Here is a 15,198-nt window from a genome sequence, read left to right as displayed (position 1 = left end):
GGAGCAACCCTAAAGCGCACCCGAGGTGCCGAGTCCGAAAATGGCCAGACGGCGATGGTTGCCGGCGCCATAATGGCGCCATGGATCTCGATCGCGACATCTGCTACCGGGCGCTACTCACCCGCGACAGCCGCTTCGACGGACGCTTCTTTACCGCCGTACGAAGCACCGGCATCTACTGCCGTCCGATCTGCCCGGCTAGGACGCCGAAGCTCGAGAACTGCGAATTCTTCCCGCTGGCCGCGGCGGCGCAAGAGGCCGGATTTCGACCCTGCCTGCGCTGCCGTCCCGAGGCGGCGCCGGGCACGCCGGCCTGGGCCGGTACCTCGACGACGGTGGCACGGGCGCTCAGGCTGATCGCCGAGGGCGCCCTGGACGGGGCAGGGGTAGCCCAACTGGCCGGCCGCCTGGGTGTGGGCGAACGCCATTTGCGCCGGCTCTTTGCCAGCCACGTCGGCGCCTCGCCGCTGGCCGTGGCTCAGAACCGGCGGCTGCTGTTTGCCAAAAAACTCTTGGACGAGAGCGATCTGGCCATGACCGAGGTGGCGCTGGCGGCGGGCTTTGCCAGCCTGCGCCGCTTCAATGGTGCCATGCGCGGCGCCTACGGCCGGCCGCCCGGGAGCTTGCGCCGCCAGGGCGGCTGGTCCGGAGGCGCCACGGACTTGCGCCTGCAGCTCGGCTTGCGCCAGCCCTACCACTGGCCGGCGATCCGCGATTTCCTCGGCCGCCGCGCCATCCCTGGCGTCGAGGAGGTGACCGAGAGCTACCGCCGCAGCATTGCCGTCGCCGGCAGCCACGGTGTGGTCGAGGTGGCGCCCGGGGCACCCGGGGCGCTGGTGGCCCGCATCAAGCTCGCCCGTCCGATGCCGATCATCGGTATCGCCCAGCGCCTGAGGCGCCTTTTCGATCTCGACCTCGATCCCGCCGAAGTGGCGGCCCAGCTTGGCCAAGACCCGGTGATCGGCGCCGACGTGGAGCGGCTTCCCGGCTTGCGCCTGCCTGGCGCCTGGGACGGCTTCGAGCTCGGCGTGCGCGCCATCCTGGGCCAGCAGGTGACGGTCAAGGGGGCGACGACGCTGGCCGGCCGCCTGGTGGCGAGGTGGGGCGAGCCGCTGACGCTCAACGGCCGGCCGACCGCTTGCGGCGGCCTTGGCCACGTCTTTCCCGAAGCCGCCCGGCTGGCCGACGCCGACCTCACCGGCATCGGCCTGCCGCGGGCCCGGGCCGCCACGATTTCGGCCCTGGCCGCCGCCGTGGCCAGCGGCGAGCTGAGCTTCGACGGGGCGCTGCCGCCGGACGAGGCCCGGGCCCGCCTGCTGGCGTTGCCCGGCATCGGCGCCTGGACGGCGGACTACATCGCCATGCGGGCGCTCGGCGACCCCGACGCCTTTCCCGCCGGCGATCTGGGCTTGCGAAAGGCGTCCGCTGCCCGTGGCGGGCCGATTGATGCCAAGGGCCTGGTGGAGCTTTCGCAGGCCTGGCGGCCCTGGCGGGCTTATGCGGCATTACTGTTGTGGACGGCTGGGAAGGGGGAGAAAGAATGAAATTGCTGGTCGACGAAATCACCTCGCCGATGGGCACCATGCTTCTGGTCAGCGACGGTGCGGCGGTAGTGACGTTAGACTTCGCCGACTGCCGCCAGCGCCTCGAGGGATCGTTGGCGCGCCGTTTCGGGCCCTTTGAATTGCGGCCCGCGGCCGATCCCGGCGGGTTTTCCAGCGCCGTTCGGCGTTATTTTGCTGGCGACCTTGGTGCCGTTGCCGAACTGCCGGTTCGTCTCGCCGGCACGCCCTTTCAGGAGACCGTCTGGGCCGCCCTGCGCTCGATCCCGGTCGGCGCAACCACGACCTACGGCGAACTGGCGGCCGGCCTTGGCCGGCCCGGCGCGGCCCGCGCCGTGGGCCGCGCCAACGCCCTCAACCCGGTCGGCATCGCTGTCCCTTGCCACCGCGTCATCGGCGCCGACGGCTCGCTAACCGGCTACGCTGGCGGCATCGAGCGCAAACGCTGGCTGCTCGAACACGAGGGCGTTGTGGTGGCGGGGCTGGGTTAAGCCGCGGATTGCGGGCGGCTGCGGATTTCCCGCTCGAGCTGGTCGCCGATACGATCCTCGAGGGATTCCAGATCGTAGCGCTGCTGCAGGTTCATCCAAAATTCCGCCGAGACCCCGAAATAGTGTTCAAGTCGCAGCGCCGTGTCGGCCGTGATGCCCCGCTTGCCCAGGCGGATCTCGTTGATGCGCCGGGGCGGTACGTTGATGTCCCGGGCCAGGCGCGACTGGCTGATGCCCATGGGCTTGAGGAATTCTTCGCCCAGGATTTCGCCGGGATGAATGGGGGGCAATTTGCTCATGGTTGGAGACCGACTCAACGCAAGTGCGCGAAGATGGAAAACCGTTCCTGGCCCTCGATGGCGCGGGTGATGTGGCCGGGGCCGGTTTCGTCCTCGCCCAGATAGATGCCTCCGGGCAGCACACGATGGCGCTCGCCCAACCCGTTCTCGATTTCGGCACCGCCTGTAATGAAGAGTACCAACTGGCGCTGCGGTGCGCGGTGCCAGTAGTAGTTCAAACTGGTCGGTGCCAACACGTACTGCAAACCGACCAGCGGGATCTCGGCCGTCAGGCGTTCGCCGGCTGTCTCGGTATAGGGCAGCAGGTCGGATTTCGTGCGCGAACGGTCGTCGTCGGTCCAGGTGCGCAGGAAGGCGGCCCCGTTTGGATCGTCCGCGGCCTGGTCTAGGCGATCCGCCGTGGCTTCAGCCGCCGGCTGCAACGCCCCGGTGTCCGGCGCGGCTGGGCCCGAGAGCCTGAATTCAGGCCAATGGACCGGACTTTCGGCCCGGCGCACGGCGCCGGCGGTGCCGGAGGCGGTCATCAGCAGTAGCTCGCCAAGGCCGAATTGGCGCCTGGCCCCCGCTGCCAGGGTGACGTCGAGGCTGCCTTCCAGAACCACGATCAGGCGATCGGGGCCCTCGCCCTCGGGGGCCGAGGCGAATCCGGCCGGGGCCCAGCCGAAGCGGATCGCCGCGGCCGCCTGGCGCTCGGTGATGTTGAAGGGCGACGAGTCGCGCCCATAAGGCCGACTTTGATCCTCGAACCGCGCCTCGCCGTCCTTGCCGATCAGCGCCTGGGTGATGTCAAACGTGTCTCGCATGGCCATACGACTAACATCGGTGCCGGAACGGGGCAATCGATGTCGGTTGACAGGGTGGATCAATGTGAAGGCCGGGCGTTTGGCGACAATCTCAACGTTCTGCGGGTAGTATCAAGTCCGGACTTCGGCCGCGAGGAATTCTTCCGGTGTCACGATGCGGAAACCCCATGTCGTGGCGGCCGGCGCGGCCAAGGCCAGCAAATCGTGATCTCCGGTAACCAAATAATCGGCTTTTCCGTCAGCGGCGAGTTCCAGGAACATGTTGTCTTTCGGGTCCCTGCTGGCGTCAATCGTCGATGAAACCTGAACCCAATGGACGACGGAGGCGAACAATCGCAGGAATTCACGGCGCCTGGATAGGTCGACATAACGGTCGAATTTGCGGCGCTCGAGAACGTCCTCTAATTCGCCGTAGGTTGCTGGGGAAGAGAGGATCAAGCCGTTGTCGGCAGCGTGGTCAAAGGCTTTGCGCGGCGGCGTGCGGGAAACGAGGAGCGCGGAAACGATCAGATTGGTATCGAGGACGCTACGTAATTCGGTTGGCATCCATCAAGTCGCCGAGTTTCTCGTCGTCGAGGCCCGCTGCTTCCGCTTCGGCGCTGGCCGCGTCCATGACGGCGGCAATCTTCCGCCCTGCCGTATCTCGTGACTCGAGGATCAAAAGGCGCACCTCTTCGTCCGGGCGCACACCAGCCTTCCGCGCCAAGTCGGGGGGAAGTTCGCACCCCTTGTAGATTTCGGGGCGGGCGGGTTTGGCAACCATTTTCAAATTCCTGAGTTCGTTCCCTGATGATAGGCGCAAAACAGGGAAATGCCAAACGCACAGGCCGTTGAAGTCTTTTTCCGCCCCCCCCCCTCAGGCCGCCGTTTGGCGCTTGTCCGCGAAAGCCGCGCGCAAGCTCCGGGCGGCGCGTTCGGTGGCCACGGCGGCCTCGCCGAAGACGCCGGCCATGGAGAAGAAGGCGTGGATCATGGTGGGGTATTCGGCCAGTTCGACCGCCACGCCTGCCTCTTCCAGGCGGGCCGCATAAGCCCGGCCCTCGTCGCGCAGGGGATCGAAGCCGGCCGTTATGATGTGGGCCGGCGGCAGGCCCGAAAGATCCTCGGCCCGGAGTGGCGAGACCAGGGGGTCGGCGGCTTGCTCGGGCGATGCCAAATACTTGTCAAAGAACCATGCCATGCGCTCACGGGTGAGGAAAAAACCCTCGGCGAAAAGCTCGTAGGACTTTTGCGTCATGGCGGCATCAACCACCGGGTAGACCAGAAGCTGGAAACCGGGCTGCGGGCCGCCATCATCGCGACACGCCAGTGCCAGCGCGGCGGCGAAGTTGCCGCCCGCCGAATCACCGCCCACCGCCAGCCGCGCCGCATCGCCGCCGATCTCGGCGGCGTTGTTGGCGGCCCAGGCGAAAGCGGCGCGGCAATCGTCGAGGCCGGCCGGGAACTTGTCCTCGGGCGCCAGGCGGTAATCGACCGAGATCACCACGGCATCGGCCGCCCGGGCCATGCGGCGGCATGGCTCGTCGTGGCTGTCGACGCTGCCCAACGCAAAACCGCCGCCGTGGAACCAGAGCAGGACCGGCCGCGGCGCGCCGCCGGCACCGGGCTGATAGATGCGTATGGGAACGTCGCCGCCCGGTCCCGCTATGGTCCGGTCCTGGCTGGCATAGATCGGCGTGGGTCCACCGCGGAAGGGCGCCAGGGCGTTGGCCAGTTGCACCCGCGCCTCCAGCGGGTCGTCGGAGGGCACGTTGGAGCCGGCCAGGGCGCTGATGGTCTGGGCTCGGCTGTCCAGCGTGTTGCCGTCGATGGTGATGCGCCGGCCGATGTGGCTGAGGCCGGCAAAGAGGCCGGGGCCGCGGGCCAACATGGCCATGATCTCGGGATTGAAGCTGGGGGCCGGGCCGGGGCCGGTCATGGGGCGTTCCTCCGGGGCTGGCGGACGGCGCCCAGTGTATAGCGCTTTCAGGGCAGGACGCTAAGGTCCAGTTCAAGCACCTCGCCCATCCAGACGGCATAATCCGTGTGGTCGGCGATGTGGTTGCCGGTGCTGGGGTGAAGCAGCAGCACCAGCCCCTGGCGGTTCCGCATCAGCCAGGGCACGATCTCGGCAAAGAGATCGGGCTGGAAAACGAAGAGATACATCCAGCGCGGATGGGGCCCGACAAGTTGCTCGTGCCAGCGCCCCATGACCACGTCGAAATGCCGCTCGACCTCTGCGCGCAAGCTGCGCGCAGGATCGCGGCTGGCCGCTCCGAAATAGACGTGGACGTGATAGTCGCGGATGGTGCCGGTGACCGGCTCAGGCGGCTTCGACTTCGACGCCTTTTTCCGCCACCAGGGCCGAGAGCTCGCCGTTTTCGTACATCTCGCGGATGATGTCGCAGCCGCCCACGAATTCGCCCTTGAGATAAAGCTGGGGAATGGTCGGCCAGTCGGAAAACTCCTTGATGCCTTCACGCAACGCCGGGTCCATGAGCACGTCGATGCCCTTGAACTTGACACCCAGATTGGTCAGCACCTGGACCACGGCGGCGGAGAAGCCGCACTGGGGAAAGACCGGCGTGCCCTTCATGAAAAGCACCACCGAGTTGTCGTCGATTTCCTGCTGGATGCGCTCGGAGACCGGATTGTCGCTCATGCCATCTATCCTCTATATGTTTGCTATTCCGGGACCGCCGTCTGCAGTGCCAGAGCATGAAGTGTGTCGCCCATGCGTCCTTTCAAGGCCTTGTAGACCATTTGGTGCTGTTGTACCCGGGATTTGCCCACGAATTCCTGCGCCACCACCAGGGCGGCGTAATGGTCGCCGTCGCCGCGCAAGTCCTCGATGGTCACTTGGGCCCCGGGAATGCTCTCCTTGATGAGCCGCTCGATGTCGGCAGATTCCATCGCCATGGTGTTTTCCTTCCAGCGCTAGGTTGTCGGCGAGGCCATGTAAGCGGGCAGCCAGCCGGCATGCGCGCGGCGTAAATCCGCTATCGATATGGTATGAACCCGGTTGACTGTCAAACCCTTTCCACCCGTACGGCCCAGCCGCTGGGCCGGGATATGGGCCGCCGCGGCGCTTTCCAGCACGGCCGCCGCCGAGGTTTCCGGCAGCGCCAACAGATAGCGCCCCTGATCCTCGCCGAACAGCACGGCCGGCAGTTCAAGCGCACCCTCGGCGATCTCGATCTCGACGCCCAGGTCGCCGGCCAGCGCCATTTCGGCCAGCGCCACCAGCAGGCCGCCGTCCGAGATGTCGTGGCAGGCATCGACCAGGCCGTCAGCGATGACCTGGCGCACGAAGTCGCCGTGGCGGCGCTCGCAGGCCAGGTCGACGGGCGGTGCCGGGCCGGCTTCCCTTCCACAGACCTCGCGCAGATAAAGCGATTGTCCGAGATGGCCCCGGTTCTCGCCGATCAGCAAGACCACGTCGTCGGCCTCGCCAAGCGCGAGATCGGTGACGTTTGCCACGTCCTCGATCAGGCCGACGCCGCCGATGGTCGGCGCCGGCTGCACGGCCGAGCCCTGGGTTTCGTTGTAGAAGGAGACGTTGCCCGAAACCACGGGGAATTCGAGTTCTCGGCAGGCCTCGGCCATGCCCCGGATGCAGCCCACGAACTGGCCCATGATCTCCGGCCGTTCGGGGCTGCCGAAGTTGAGACAGTCGGTTAGCGCCAGCGGCCGGGCGCCGACGGCGGTGAGGTTGCGCCAGGCCTCGGCCACGGCCTGGCGGCCGCCCTGCAGCGGCTCGGCGGCGCAGTAACGCGGCGTGCAATCGCTGGTCACGGCGATGGCCTTGCCGCGGTGGCCTATCCTGATGACACCGGCATTGCCGCCCGGGCGCTGCACCGTGTCGCCCCGCACCAGGTGGTCGTACTGCTCCCATATCCAGCTTTTTTCGGCCAGGTCGGGCGAGCCCAGCAGGGTGGCGAGCGCCGCCATGGGGTCGCCATGCTCGACCTCGGGCGTTGCTTCCGGTGCCGGAGCTTCGACGAAGGGCCGGTCGTATTCCGGCGAGGCATTGGCCAGCGGCGCGATGGGCAGGTCGGCGACGACCTTGCCGGCCATGCTCACCACCATGCGGCCGGTATCGGTGATCCGGCCGACCACGGCGAAATCGAGTTCCCATTTCTCGAAGATGCGGGCGGCCTCGTCCTCGCAGCCCTGGCGCAGCACCATGAGCATGCGTTCCTGGCTTTCCGAGAGCAGTATTTCATAGGGCGTCATGGCGTTTTCGCGCTGCGGCACCCGGTCCAGGTCGAGTTCGACCCCGACGCCGCCCTTGCCGGCCATCTCGAAGGACGACGAGGTCAGGCCGGCCGCTCCCATGTCCTGGATGGCGACGATGGTGTCGGTGGCCATCAGCTCGAGGCAGGCCTCGATCAACAGCTTTTCGGTGAAGGGGTCGCCGACCTGGACGGTGGGGCGCTTGGCCTCGCTGTCGTCGTCGAACTCGGCCGAGGCCATGGTGGCGCCGTGGATGCCGTCGCGGCCGGTCTTGGAGCCCACGTAGATCAGCGGATTGCCCACCCCGCCGGCGGTCGAATAGAAAATACGGTCCTGCTCTGCCAGGCCCACGGTCATGGCATTGACCAGGATGTTGCCATTGAAACTGGGATGGAAGGTGCATTCACCGGCCACCGTGGGGATGCCGACGCAGTTGCCGTAACCGCCGATGCCGGCCACCACGCCGTCCACCAGGTGTCGGGTCTTGGCGTCCTGGGGGCTGCCGAAACGCAGCGCGTTGAGGTTGGCGATGGGCCTCGCCCCCATGGTGAAGACGTCACGCAGGATGCCGCCGACGCCGGTGGCGGCGCCCTGGTAGGGCTCGATGAAGGAGGGATGGTTGTGGCTTTCCATCTTGAAGATCACCGCCTGGCCGTCGCCGATGTCGACCACGCCGGCGTTTTCGCCGGGGCCGCAGATCACCCAGGGGGCCTCGCTGGGCAAGAGGCGGAGCCACTTCTTGGAGGACTTGTAGGAGCAGTGCTCGCTCCACATCACGGAAAAGACGCCGAGCTCGGTGAGGTTGGGGGCGCGGCCCAGGATCTCCACCATGCGCCGGTGCTCCTCGGGCGAAAGCCCGTGCTCGGACACCAGCTCGGGCGTGATGACGGTGTCTTCCCCAGAATTTTCGGCCGCACTCACGCCAGGCTCCGGGCCAGATTCTCGAACAGCGCCCGGCCGTCGCTCGAGCCCTGAGCCTCTTCGATGTGGTTCTCCGGGTGCGGCATCAGGCCCAGCACGTTGCCAGCAGTGTTGAAGATGCCGGCGATGGAGCGGGCCGAGCCGTTGGGATTGCTGCTCGCGGCCACGCCGCCCTCGGCATCGCAGTAGCGGAAGGCAACGCGGCCCTCGCCCTCCAACTCGTCGAGCGTCTCTGGGTCGGCGAAATAATTGCCGTCGTGGTGGGCTACTGGGATCGAGATCACCTGGCCTTCGGCATAACCACCAGCGAAGGGGCCGCGGCCGGCCCCGGCCTGTAGGTGGACGTTGCGGCAGATGAACTTGAGGTCGCGGTTGGGCATCAGGGCGCCGGGCAGGAGGCCCGCTTCGGTGAGGGTCTGAAAACCGTTGCAGATGCCCAGCACGGCCACGCCGGTTGTGGCCCGAGCCACCACCTGGCGCATGATGGGTGAGCCTGCGGCCATGGCGCCGGAACGCAGATAGTCGCCGTAGGAGAAGCCGCCGGGCAGCACGATCAGATCGCAATCCGGAAGCTCGGTGTCGCGATGCCAAACCGTCGCCGGTGGCCGGCCACTGACCTGCGCCAGGGCGTAGCAAACGTCGCTGTCGCGATTGCTGCCGGGAAAGATGATGACGACGGACTTCATGGCCGCCGGGCGGTCCCCCCGGCCCCAGCCTCGACCTCGATGGAATAGTCCTCGATGACGGTGTTGGCGAGCAATTTGCCGCACATCTCCTCGACCCGTTGACGGGCCTCGCCGGCATCCGTGTCGGTTAGGTCCAGTTCGATGTACTTGCCCTGGCGGACGCCCTCCACGCCACTGAAGCCAAGGGCCTCCAGGGCCCGGGCGATGGCCTTGCCCTGGGGGTCAAGGACCCCCTTCTTCAGCGTCACGTGAACCCGAGCCAACACCGCAGAAAACCGCTATTGCATCACCGTCGGGCCCTGGAAGTCGCGGGGCCCGGACTCGGGCATGATACCGAGCCGGCGGGCCACTTCCTGGTAGGCTTCGGCGGCGCCGCCAAGATCGCGGCGGAAGCGGTCCTTGTCCATCTTCTCGTTGGTTTGCAGGTCCCACAGCCGGCAATTATCGGGGCTGATTTCGTCGGCCAGGATGGTGCGCTGCTCTTCGTTGTCGAAATAGCGGCCGAACTCGAGCTTGAAGTCGACCAGCTTGATGCCGATGCCGAGAAAGACGCCGGAGAGAAAGTCGTTGATGCGCAGGCTCATGGACATCATTTCATCGATCTCGTGGGGTGCCGCCCAGCCGAAGGCGGTGATGTGCTCCTCGGTGATCAGGGGATCGCCGAGCTCGTCCGACTTGAGGCAGAACTCGACGATCGAGCGCGGCAGAACCGTGCCCTCGGCGATGCCCAGGCGCTCGGAAAAGGCACCGGCGGCGACGTTGCGCACGATCACCTCGATGGGGATGATCTCGACCTCCTTGACGAGCTGCTCGCGCATATTGAGGCGGCGCACGAAATGGGTCGGGATGCCGATCTCAGCGATGCGCATCATCAGGTATTCCGAGATGCGGTTGTTGAGCACGCCCTTGCCGGTGATGGTGCCGCGTTTCTGGTTGTTGAAGGCGCTGGCGTCGTCCTTGAAATACTGCACCAAGGTGCCGGGCTCGGGCCCTTCGAACAGCACCTTGGCCTTGCCTTCATAGATCTGTCTGCGGCGCGACATGAAATTTGTCCGGATTGTCTTGAGGGAGCGCCTGGGGCGAGCCCGGGGCGGCGGGCGCCCTCGGCGGCCCGCGAATTGACGAGCGGACCATAACCGAATTGCTCTCGCCTTACAACGATTTGCAGCCGCCGCCGGGGCACAGCCTGGGCTGCCGATGGACGGTTGATTCCGGCCCCTCGAGGGGCTATGCCTGGGGCCGCCATTATTTCAGGGGATTCGGGCGGCATGACCAGCTTTGACAAACGCAAGAAGGCCCACGAGGCGAAGTTTGCCCGTGATCAGGAATTCGAATTCAAGGCCAATGCCCGGCGCAACAAGCTGTTGGGCTTGTGGGCGGCGGAATTTCTCGGCCTGGCCGGCGACGATGCCAAGGCCTACGCCCTCGAGGTGGTCAAGTCCGACTTCGACCGGCCCGGCGACGAGGACGTTTTCGAAAAGGTTTCGGCCGATCTCAGCGCTGCCGACGCCGATGTCTCGGAACACCGTTTGCGCAACCAGATGGAGGGTCTGCTCGACGAGGCCCGCGAGCAGATCGATAACGAGAGCGCGGGCTAAAACTCCCCGAAGACCCGCCGGAAAATGGTGTCGACCTGGGCGGTATGATAGCCGAGGTCGAAAAGCGCCGCCAAATCGGCCGCCGGAAGGGATTTGCCGACGCGCTCGTCGGCCTCCAGCAGGGTCTGGAAATCGGCCCCTTCCTGCCACACCCGCAGGGCGTTTTCCTGGACGATGAGGTAGGCCTCTTCGCGGCTCGTGCCGGCCTGGGTCAAGGCCAGCAGGACGCGCTGGGAATGGATCAAGCCGTGCAGGCTCTCGAGGTTTTGCTGCATGGCTTCGGGGTAGACCAGCAGCTTGTCGATGACGCCGCTGAGGCGCGCCAGGGCGAAGTCCAGCGTCACCGTGGCATCGGGCCCGAACATGCGTTCCACCGAGGAATGCGAGATGTCGCGTTCGTGCCAAAGCGCCACGTTCTCCAGCGCCGGCACCACGGCGGCCCGCACCACGCGGGCCAGTCCGGTGAGGTTCTCGGTGAGGATCGGGTTGCGCTTGTGGGGCATGGCCGAAGAGCCCTTCTGGCCCTGGGAAAAGAACTCCTCCGCCTCGCGCACCTCGCTACGCTGCAGGTGGCGGATCTCGGTGGCCAGGCGCTCGATCGACGAGGCGATGACGCCCAGCGCGGCGAAAAAGGCGGCGTGGCGGTCGCGAGGAATGACCTGGGTCGAGATTGGCTCGGGCGCCAGGCCGAGCTTGGATGCGACGTATTCCTCGACCCGGGGATCGATGTTGGCGAAGCTGCCGACGGCGCCGGAAATGGCACAGGTGGAGATCTCGGCCCGGGCCGTCACCAGGCGCTGGCGGTTGCGTTCGAATTCGGCATAGGCCTGGGCCAGCTTGAGGCCGAAGGTGGTGGGTTCGGCGTGGATGCCGTGGCTGCGGCCTATGCAAACCGTGTCCTTGTGCTCGATGGCGCGCCGTTTCAGGACCAATAGCAACTCGTCGAGGTTGGCCAGCAGGATGTCCGAGGCGCGCGTGAGCTGCACAGCCAGGCAGGTGTCCAGGACGTCGGACGAGGTCATGCCCTGGTGGACGAAGCGGGCGGGCTCGCCCACATGCTCGGCCAGATTGGTCAAAAAGGCGATGACATCGTGCTTGGTTTCACGTTCGATCTCGTCGATGCGGGCGATTTCGAAGGCGCCTTTTTGGCGCACGGCCTCGGCGGCCTGGGCCGGGATGACGCCCAATTCGGCCTGGGCCTCGCAGGCAAAGGTCTCGATATCGAGCCAGATTTGAAAGCGGCTTTCGGGCTCCCAAATGGCGACCATCTCGGGCCTGCTGTAGCGCGGGATCATGGCGCCAGGCGCTCCTCGGCCAATTCCACCCAGTAGCGCACGCCCTGCGTCAGGATCTCGTCGTTGAAGTCGTAGCCGGCGTTGTGAACCATGCAGCTGCCCTCGCCGTCGCCGTTGCCGATGAAAAGATAACAGCCCGGCCGCTTTTGCAACATGAAGGCGAAATCTTCCGATCCCATCAGCGGCGGCGTGTCGACCACGACGTTGTCGTCCCCGGCCACGGCCCGGGCGGCGGCGATGGCGTGGGCGGTTTCCTGGTGGCTGTTGATGGTTGCCGGATAGCCGCGCTTATAGACCAATTCGTGGCTGGCGTCGTGGGCGGCCGAGATGCCCGCCAGCACGCGTTCCATGGCGGCCTCGATCAGATCCTGGACAGCGGGCTCCAGGCTGCGGGTACAGCCGCGCAGTGTGACGCTGTCGGGAATCACGTTGAAGGTCTCGCCGGCCGTCATCTGGGTGACCGAGATGACGGCTCCTTCCAGGGGATCGACGTTGCGCGAGACGACGGTCTGGAAGGCCTGCACGGCCTGGGCGGCGATGGGAACCGGATCGATGCCGGTGTGGGGCATGGCGGCGTGGGTGCCGCGGCCGGTGATGACAGCCTCGAAGGTGTCGAAGGCGGCCATGATGGGGCCCTGGCGCACGGCGAACGAGCCCACTGGCAGCTTGGGCATGTTATGCAGGCCGTAGACCTCGTCTACCGGGAAGCGCTCAAACAGCCCCTCTTCGATCATCACCCGGGCACCGCCCTCGTTTTCCTCGGCCGGCTGGAAGAAGAATTGGATGGTGCCGTCGAACCTTTGGCTTCGCGCCAGGTATTTGGCGGCACCGAGCAACATGGCGGTGTGGCCGTCGTGGCCGCAGGCGTGCATCTTGCCCTCGTTGACGGAGCGATGGCCGAAATCGTTGGCCTCAACGATCGGCAGCGCATCCATATCGGCGCGCAAGCCGATGGTGCGCGGCGACGAGCCCAGCCGCAGGGTGCCGACGACGCCGGTGCCGGCCAGGCCGCGCTCGACCTCGAGGCCGAAGCTCTCGAGCTTTTCGGCGACGATCTTGGAAGTCCTGACCTCTTCGAAGGCGAGTTCGGGATGGCGGTGGAAATCCTGACGCCATTCGACCAATTCGTCGCGCAACGCTTCGACGGTTTCGTTGCTCTGGGCGGCCTCGGACATGATGTAACCTCGGCTGTTGGGACGGGCCGATTGCCCGTCCCGAATTCCTAACTTCTGGGATCACAGCCGTCAATCGGCGCTTCTGGCGGCGGCTTCAGTTCGCCGCCGCCAGGAGCTGGCCGACGGGGGCAAAAGTGCCCCCGGCGGAGCCCGGCGTCAGGTTTGCCGTGGCGCCCGGCTGGCGGGGCTTCGGCAGGACGGTGATTTCGACCCGCCGGTTGCGCCGCTCCCGGGTGCCGTCGGGCGTGGCGATGCGGGGCCGGCCCTCGCCGTGGGCGCTGAGCGCCAGGCGCTGGCGGGGGATGCCGAGGCCATGCAATACCGCGCCGACGGCGGCGGCCCGGCGTTTCGAGAGCCCCATGTTGTGGGCCTCGCTGCCGGCCCGATCGGCATGCCCGGCAACCTCGATAGCCCCTTGGAGTTTCCTGGTGTTGCCGGCCAGGGCAACCAGCAGATCGAGATCGGCAGCCTCTAAGGTGGCGCTGTCGAAAGCGAAATGGATGGTGCGCGGGGCGGGTTTGTCGAGCTGCTCCATGGCCGCGTCGAAGCCCTGGCGGCAGGCCGCGATGTGGTGGCGCTGCCAGTTTTCCTCCTGCTGCTCGACCCAGCAGTCAAAGCGCGCCTGGGCCATTGCGGCGACCTTGGGCAGCCGATCCCGGGCGCCCTTTTGCAAGGTCTCGACCAGGCGTTGGTGGGCCTCGATCAGGCCTTTGACCTGGTGTTCGGGCAGGTTCCAATCAACCGGGTTCTCAGGCTCGACGGGACTTCCTGCCGCCGTTTGCAGGCCCTTGGCGGCGAAGTGCCGGGCGTCGGGCCAGTCGATCATTTGCTCGGCCTCGAACTCGGCAAAGGAAAGGTACTCACGCGTCAATTGGCGCGTGAATTCGGAGCCCGTTGGCGCGGTTTCCCGCAAGGCCGTCAATTCCTGGGCGCAGGCGCCAAGAATAAGTGCCGCCAAGGCGATGGCGATCGGCCGCAAATTGGTCATCTCCGTCTCCTCGTGTCCTTGAAGTCTCCGGGAGACAGGAGTAACGGCCGATGGTGGCGATTTGGCGGCCAATCGTGGCGATCTTGCGGCGCCGGCAAGGTAATTGTGTGGCCCTGGGGCCCGAATACCCGCTTGAGTTCCCTGTCATATCCGCCAAGGGCGTTTGATTAGATGCAGATTCCAGACATATATCAGTAACCTGATTGTGCTTTCATAGAGCCGTGCCTGGAAGCACCAGTGATGATCTGAAGGACCCTTAGATGTTTGCAAACCCGAATGCCAGGTGGCCATTGGCCTGTGCAGCCGCCGTGCTGGCATTTGCCTCGTTGAGCGGTTCTGCTGGCGCGGCCTCGGCCGGCGCCAACCATAACCGGGTCATCAACCTGGCGGGCAAGCAGCGCATGCTGACCCAGAAGATGAGCAAGGAATTCCTGCTCATCGCCCTCGAGATCGATCAGGCGAGGAACCTGAAAAGCCTGAGAGCGACCCGCAACCTTTTCGACCGCACCCTCAAGGGGCTGCGCCGTGGCGATCTCGAATTGGGTCTGCCGCCGACCAAGAAGCCGGCCATCTTAAAACTGCTGGGCAAGGTGGATGGGTTATGGCGCGAATTCGATGCGGCAATCAGTAGAACAATCCGGTCGGGCGCCATCAGCGGCAAGCGACTGGTCGCCGTGGCGTGGTTCAACCTGCCTTTGCTGGCAGCCCTGGACGAGACCGTCAGTGCATACCAGGGCAATGCCAAACGGCAGGGCGTGGATCCGGCGCTGGCCGTAGCCATTAATGTTTCCGGCCGCCAGCGCATGCTGACGCAGAAGATGTCCAAGGAATTTCTGCTCATCGCCTACGGCTTCGAGATGGACAAGAACAGAAAAAGCCTGAAAAGGTCCGCGGCTCTCTTCGAAACGTCGCTCGACGGATTGCTGGCAGGCGATGCCCAGTTGGGATTGCCGCCACCGCCAAGCAAGAAGATCGCGGCCCAGCTCGAGCGCGTGAAGCGGCTTTGGCTGTCGTTCGTGCCGTTGTTGGCGGAGGTGTCCAAGGGCAAAAACGTAAGCTCGCGGACGGTGCAGGAAGTGGCCTCCCGCAATCTTGCGCTGCTGCGCGCCATGAACAAGGCGGTAAACATGTACGAGGCGCTCTAACCCTCCGACGTCCGGCTCGT

General features: G+C 65.9%; 19 protein-coding genes. 4 read left to right on the top strand and 15 right to left on the bottom strand.

Features of this window, described 5'->3' with window-relative positions; translation table 11 throughout:
• The first annotated feature begins 80 nt into the window (after positions 1 to 80).
• A complete protein-coding gene (locus QGG75_08470; GenBank protein MDP6067271.1) occupies positions 81 to 1,544 on the top strand; it encodes an Ada metal-binding domain-containing protein in 1,464 nt (487 codons plus the stop codon).
• Complete coding sequence (locus tag QGG75_08465) at positions 1,541 to 2,053, top strand: methylated-DNA--[protein]-cysteine S-methyltransferase (GenBank protein MDP6067270.1); 513 nt, start codon at positions 1,541 to 1,543, stop codon at positions 2,051 to 2,053. The genes QGG75_08470 and QGG75_08465 overlap by 4 nt, the downstream gene beginning before the upstream one ends.
• Here QGG75_08465 and QGG75_08460 read toward each other — a convergent pair.
• From QGG75_08460 to QGG75_08405, 12 genes are all read right to left on the bottom strand, one after another.
• Positions 2,050 to 2,352, bottom strand: a complete 303-nt coding sequence (locus QGG75_08460) for a HigA family addiction module antitoxin (GenBank protein MDP6067269.1) — start codon at positions 2,350 to 2,352, stop codon at positions 2,050 to 2,052. The genes QGG75_08465 and QGG75_08460 overlap by 4 nt on opposite strands.
• A 14-nt stretch (positions 2,353 to 2,366) precedes the next feature.
• Complete coding sequence (locus tag QGG75_08455; protein MDP6067268.1) at positions 2,367 to 3,155, bottom strand: hypothetical protein; 789 nt, start codon at positions 3,153 to 3,155, stop codon at positions 2,367 to 2,369.
• A gap of 111 nt (positions 3,156 to 3,266) precedes the next feature.
• Positions 3,267 to 3,701 carry a putative toxin-antitoxin system toxin component, PIN family gene (locus QGG75_08450; GenBank protein MDP6067267.1) on the bottom strand — a complete coding sequence of 145 codons (435 nt, stop codon included), beginning with the start codon at positions 3,699 to 3,701 and terminating at the stop codon, positions 3,267 to 3,269.
• On the bottom strand, positions 3,682 to 3,918 hold the full coding sequence (locus tag QGG75_08445; GenBank protein MDP6067266.1) for a hypothetical protein: 237 nt from the start codon (positions 3,916 to 3,918) through the stop codon (positions 3,682 to 3,684). Before QGG75_08445 ends, QGG75_08450 begins: the two co-directional genes overlap by 20 nt.
• 93 nt (positions 3,919 to 4,011) lie before the next feature.
• Positions 4,012 to 5,073: an alpha/beta hydrolase gene (locus tag QGG75_08440; protein ID MDP6067265.1), complete on the bottom strand. Its 1,062-nt coding sequence runs from the start codon at positions 5,071 to 5,073 to the stop codon at positions 4,012 to 4,014.
• A gap of 47 nt (positions 5,074 to 5,120) precedes the next feature.
• Positions 5,121 to 5,441, bottom strand: coding sequence for a DOPA 4,5-dioxygenase family protein (locus QGG75_08435; GenBank protein MDP6067264.1), 321 nt, complete (start codon positions 5,439 to 5,441; stop codon positions 5,121 to 5,123).
• A 16-nt stretch (positions 5,442 to 5,457) separates the two neighbouring features.
• The gene (gene grxD / locus QGG75_08430; protein ID MDP6067263.1) at positions 5,458 to 5,796 is read right to left on the bottom strand and encodes a Grx4 family monothiol glutaredoxin; all 339 of its coding nucleotides are present in this window, start codon (positions 5,794 to 5,796) and stop codon (positions 5,458 to 5,460) included.
• 23 nt (positions 5,797 to 5,819) lie between these two features.
• Entirely contained in the window at positions 5,820 to 6,053 is a 234-nt protein-coding gene (locus tag QGG75_08425) for a BolA family transcriptional regulator (GenBank protein ID MDP6067262.1), read from the bottom strand.
• A gap of 18 nt (positions 6,054 to 6,071) precedes the next feature.
• Complete coding sequence (purL, locus tag QGG75_08420; protein MDP6067261.1) at positions 6,072 to 8,291, bottom strand: phosphoribosylformylglycinamidine synthase subunit PurL; 2,220 nt, start codon at positions 8,289 to 8,291, stop codon at positions 6,072 to 6,074.
• Positions 8,288 to 8,977, bottom strand: coding sequence for a phosphoribosylformylglycinamidine synthase subunit PurQ (purQ, locus tag QGG75_08415; GenBank protein MDP6067260.1), 690 nt, complete (start codon positions 8,975 to 8,977; stop codon positions 8,288 to 8,290). The genes purL and purQ overlap by 4 nt, the downstream gene beginning before the upstream one ends.
• The gene (purS, locus tag QGG75_08410; protein MDP6067259.1) at positions 8,974 to 9,243 is read right to left on the bottom strand and encodes a phosphoribosylformylglycinamidine synthase subunit PurS; all 270 of its coding nucleotides are present in this window, start codon (positions 9,241 to 9,243) and stop codon (positions 8,974 to 8,976) included. The genes purQ and purS overlap by 4 nt, the downstream gene beginning before the upstream one ends.
• A 12-nt stretch (positions 9,244 to 9,255) precedes the next feature.
• On the bottom strand, positions 9,256 to 10,020 hold the full coding sequence (locus QGG75_08405) for a phosphoribosylaminoimidazolesuccinocarboxamide synthase (protein ID MDP6067258.1): 765 nt from the start codon (positions 10,018 to 10,020) through the stop codon (positions 9,256 to 9,258).
• A 225-nt stretch (positions 10,021 to 10,245) separates the two neighbouring features.
• Between QGG75_08405 and QGG75_08400 the strand changes: the two genes are divergently transcribed.
• The gene (locus QGG75_08400) at positions 10,246 to 10,575 is read left to right on the top strand and encodes a DUF1476 domain-containing protein (GenBank protein MDP6067257.1); all 330 of its coding nucleotides are present in this window, start codon (positions 10,246 to 10,248) and stop codon (positions 10,573 to 10,575) included.
• Here the strand turns inward: QGG75_08400 and purB are convergent.
• The 3 genes from purB to QGG75_08385 form a co-directional block, all read right to left on the bottom strand.
• Positions 10,572 to 11,870 (bottom strand): adenylosuccinate lyase, encoded by a 1,299-nt coding sequence (gene purB / locus QGG75_08395; GenBank protein MDP6067256.1) that lies wholly within the window; start codon positions 11,868 to 11,870, stop codon positions 10,572 to 10,574. The genes QGG75_08400 and purB overlap by 4 nt on opposite strands.
• Positions 11,867 to 13,045, bottom strand: a complete 1,179-nt coding sequence (locus tag QGG75_08390; protein MDP6067255.1) for a M20 aminoacylase family protein — start codon at positions 13,043 to 13,045, stop codon at positions 11,867 to 11,869. The genes purB and QGG75_08390 overlap by 4 nt, the downstream gene beginning before the upstream one ends.
• A gap of 94 nt (positions 13,046 to 13,139) precedes the next feature.
• The gene (locus QGG75_08385; protein MDP6067254.1) at positions 13,140 to 14,033 is read right to left on the bottom strand and encodes an OmpA family protein; all 894 of its coding nucleotides are present in this window, start codon (positions 14,031 to 14,033) and stop codon (positions 13,140 to 13,142) included.
• 308 nt (positions 14,034 to 14,341) lie between these two features.
• On the opposite strand from QGG75_08385, the gene QGG75_08380 reads away from it, so the two are divergent.
• On the top strand, positions 14,342 to 15,178 hold the full coding sequence (locus QGG75_08380; protein ID MDP6067253.1) for a type IV pili methyl-accepting chemotaxis transducer N-terminal domain-containing protein: 837 nt from the start codon (positions 14,342 to 14,344) through the stop codon (positions 15,176 to 15,178).
• Positions 15,179 to 15,198: the final 20 nt, after the last annotated feature.

Source organism: Alphaproteobacteria bacterium, from assembly GCA_030740435.1.
Lineage (GTDB): Bacteria > Pseudomonadota > Alphaproteobacteria > UBA2966 > UBA2966.
The sequence above is the reverse complement of the archived record's forward strand: the minus strand, read 5'-3'. Positions and strand labels throughout refer to the sequence as shown.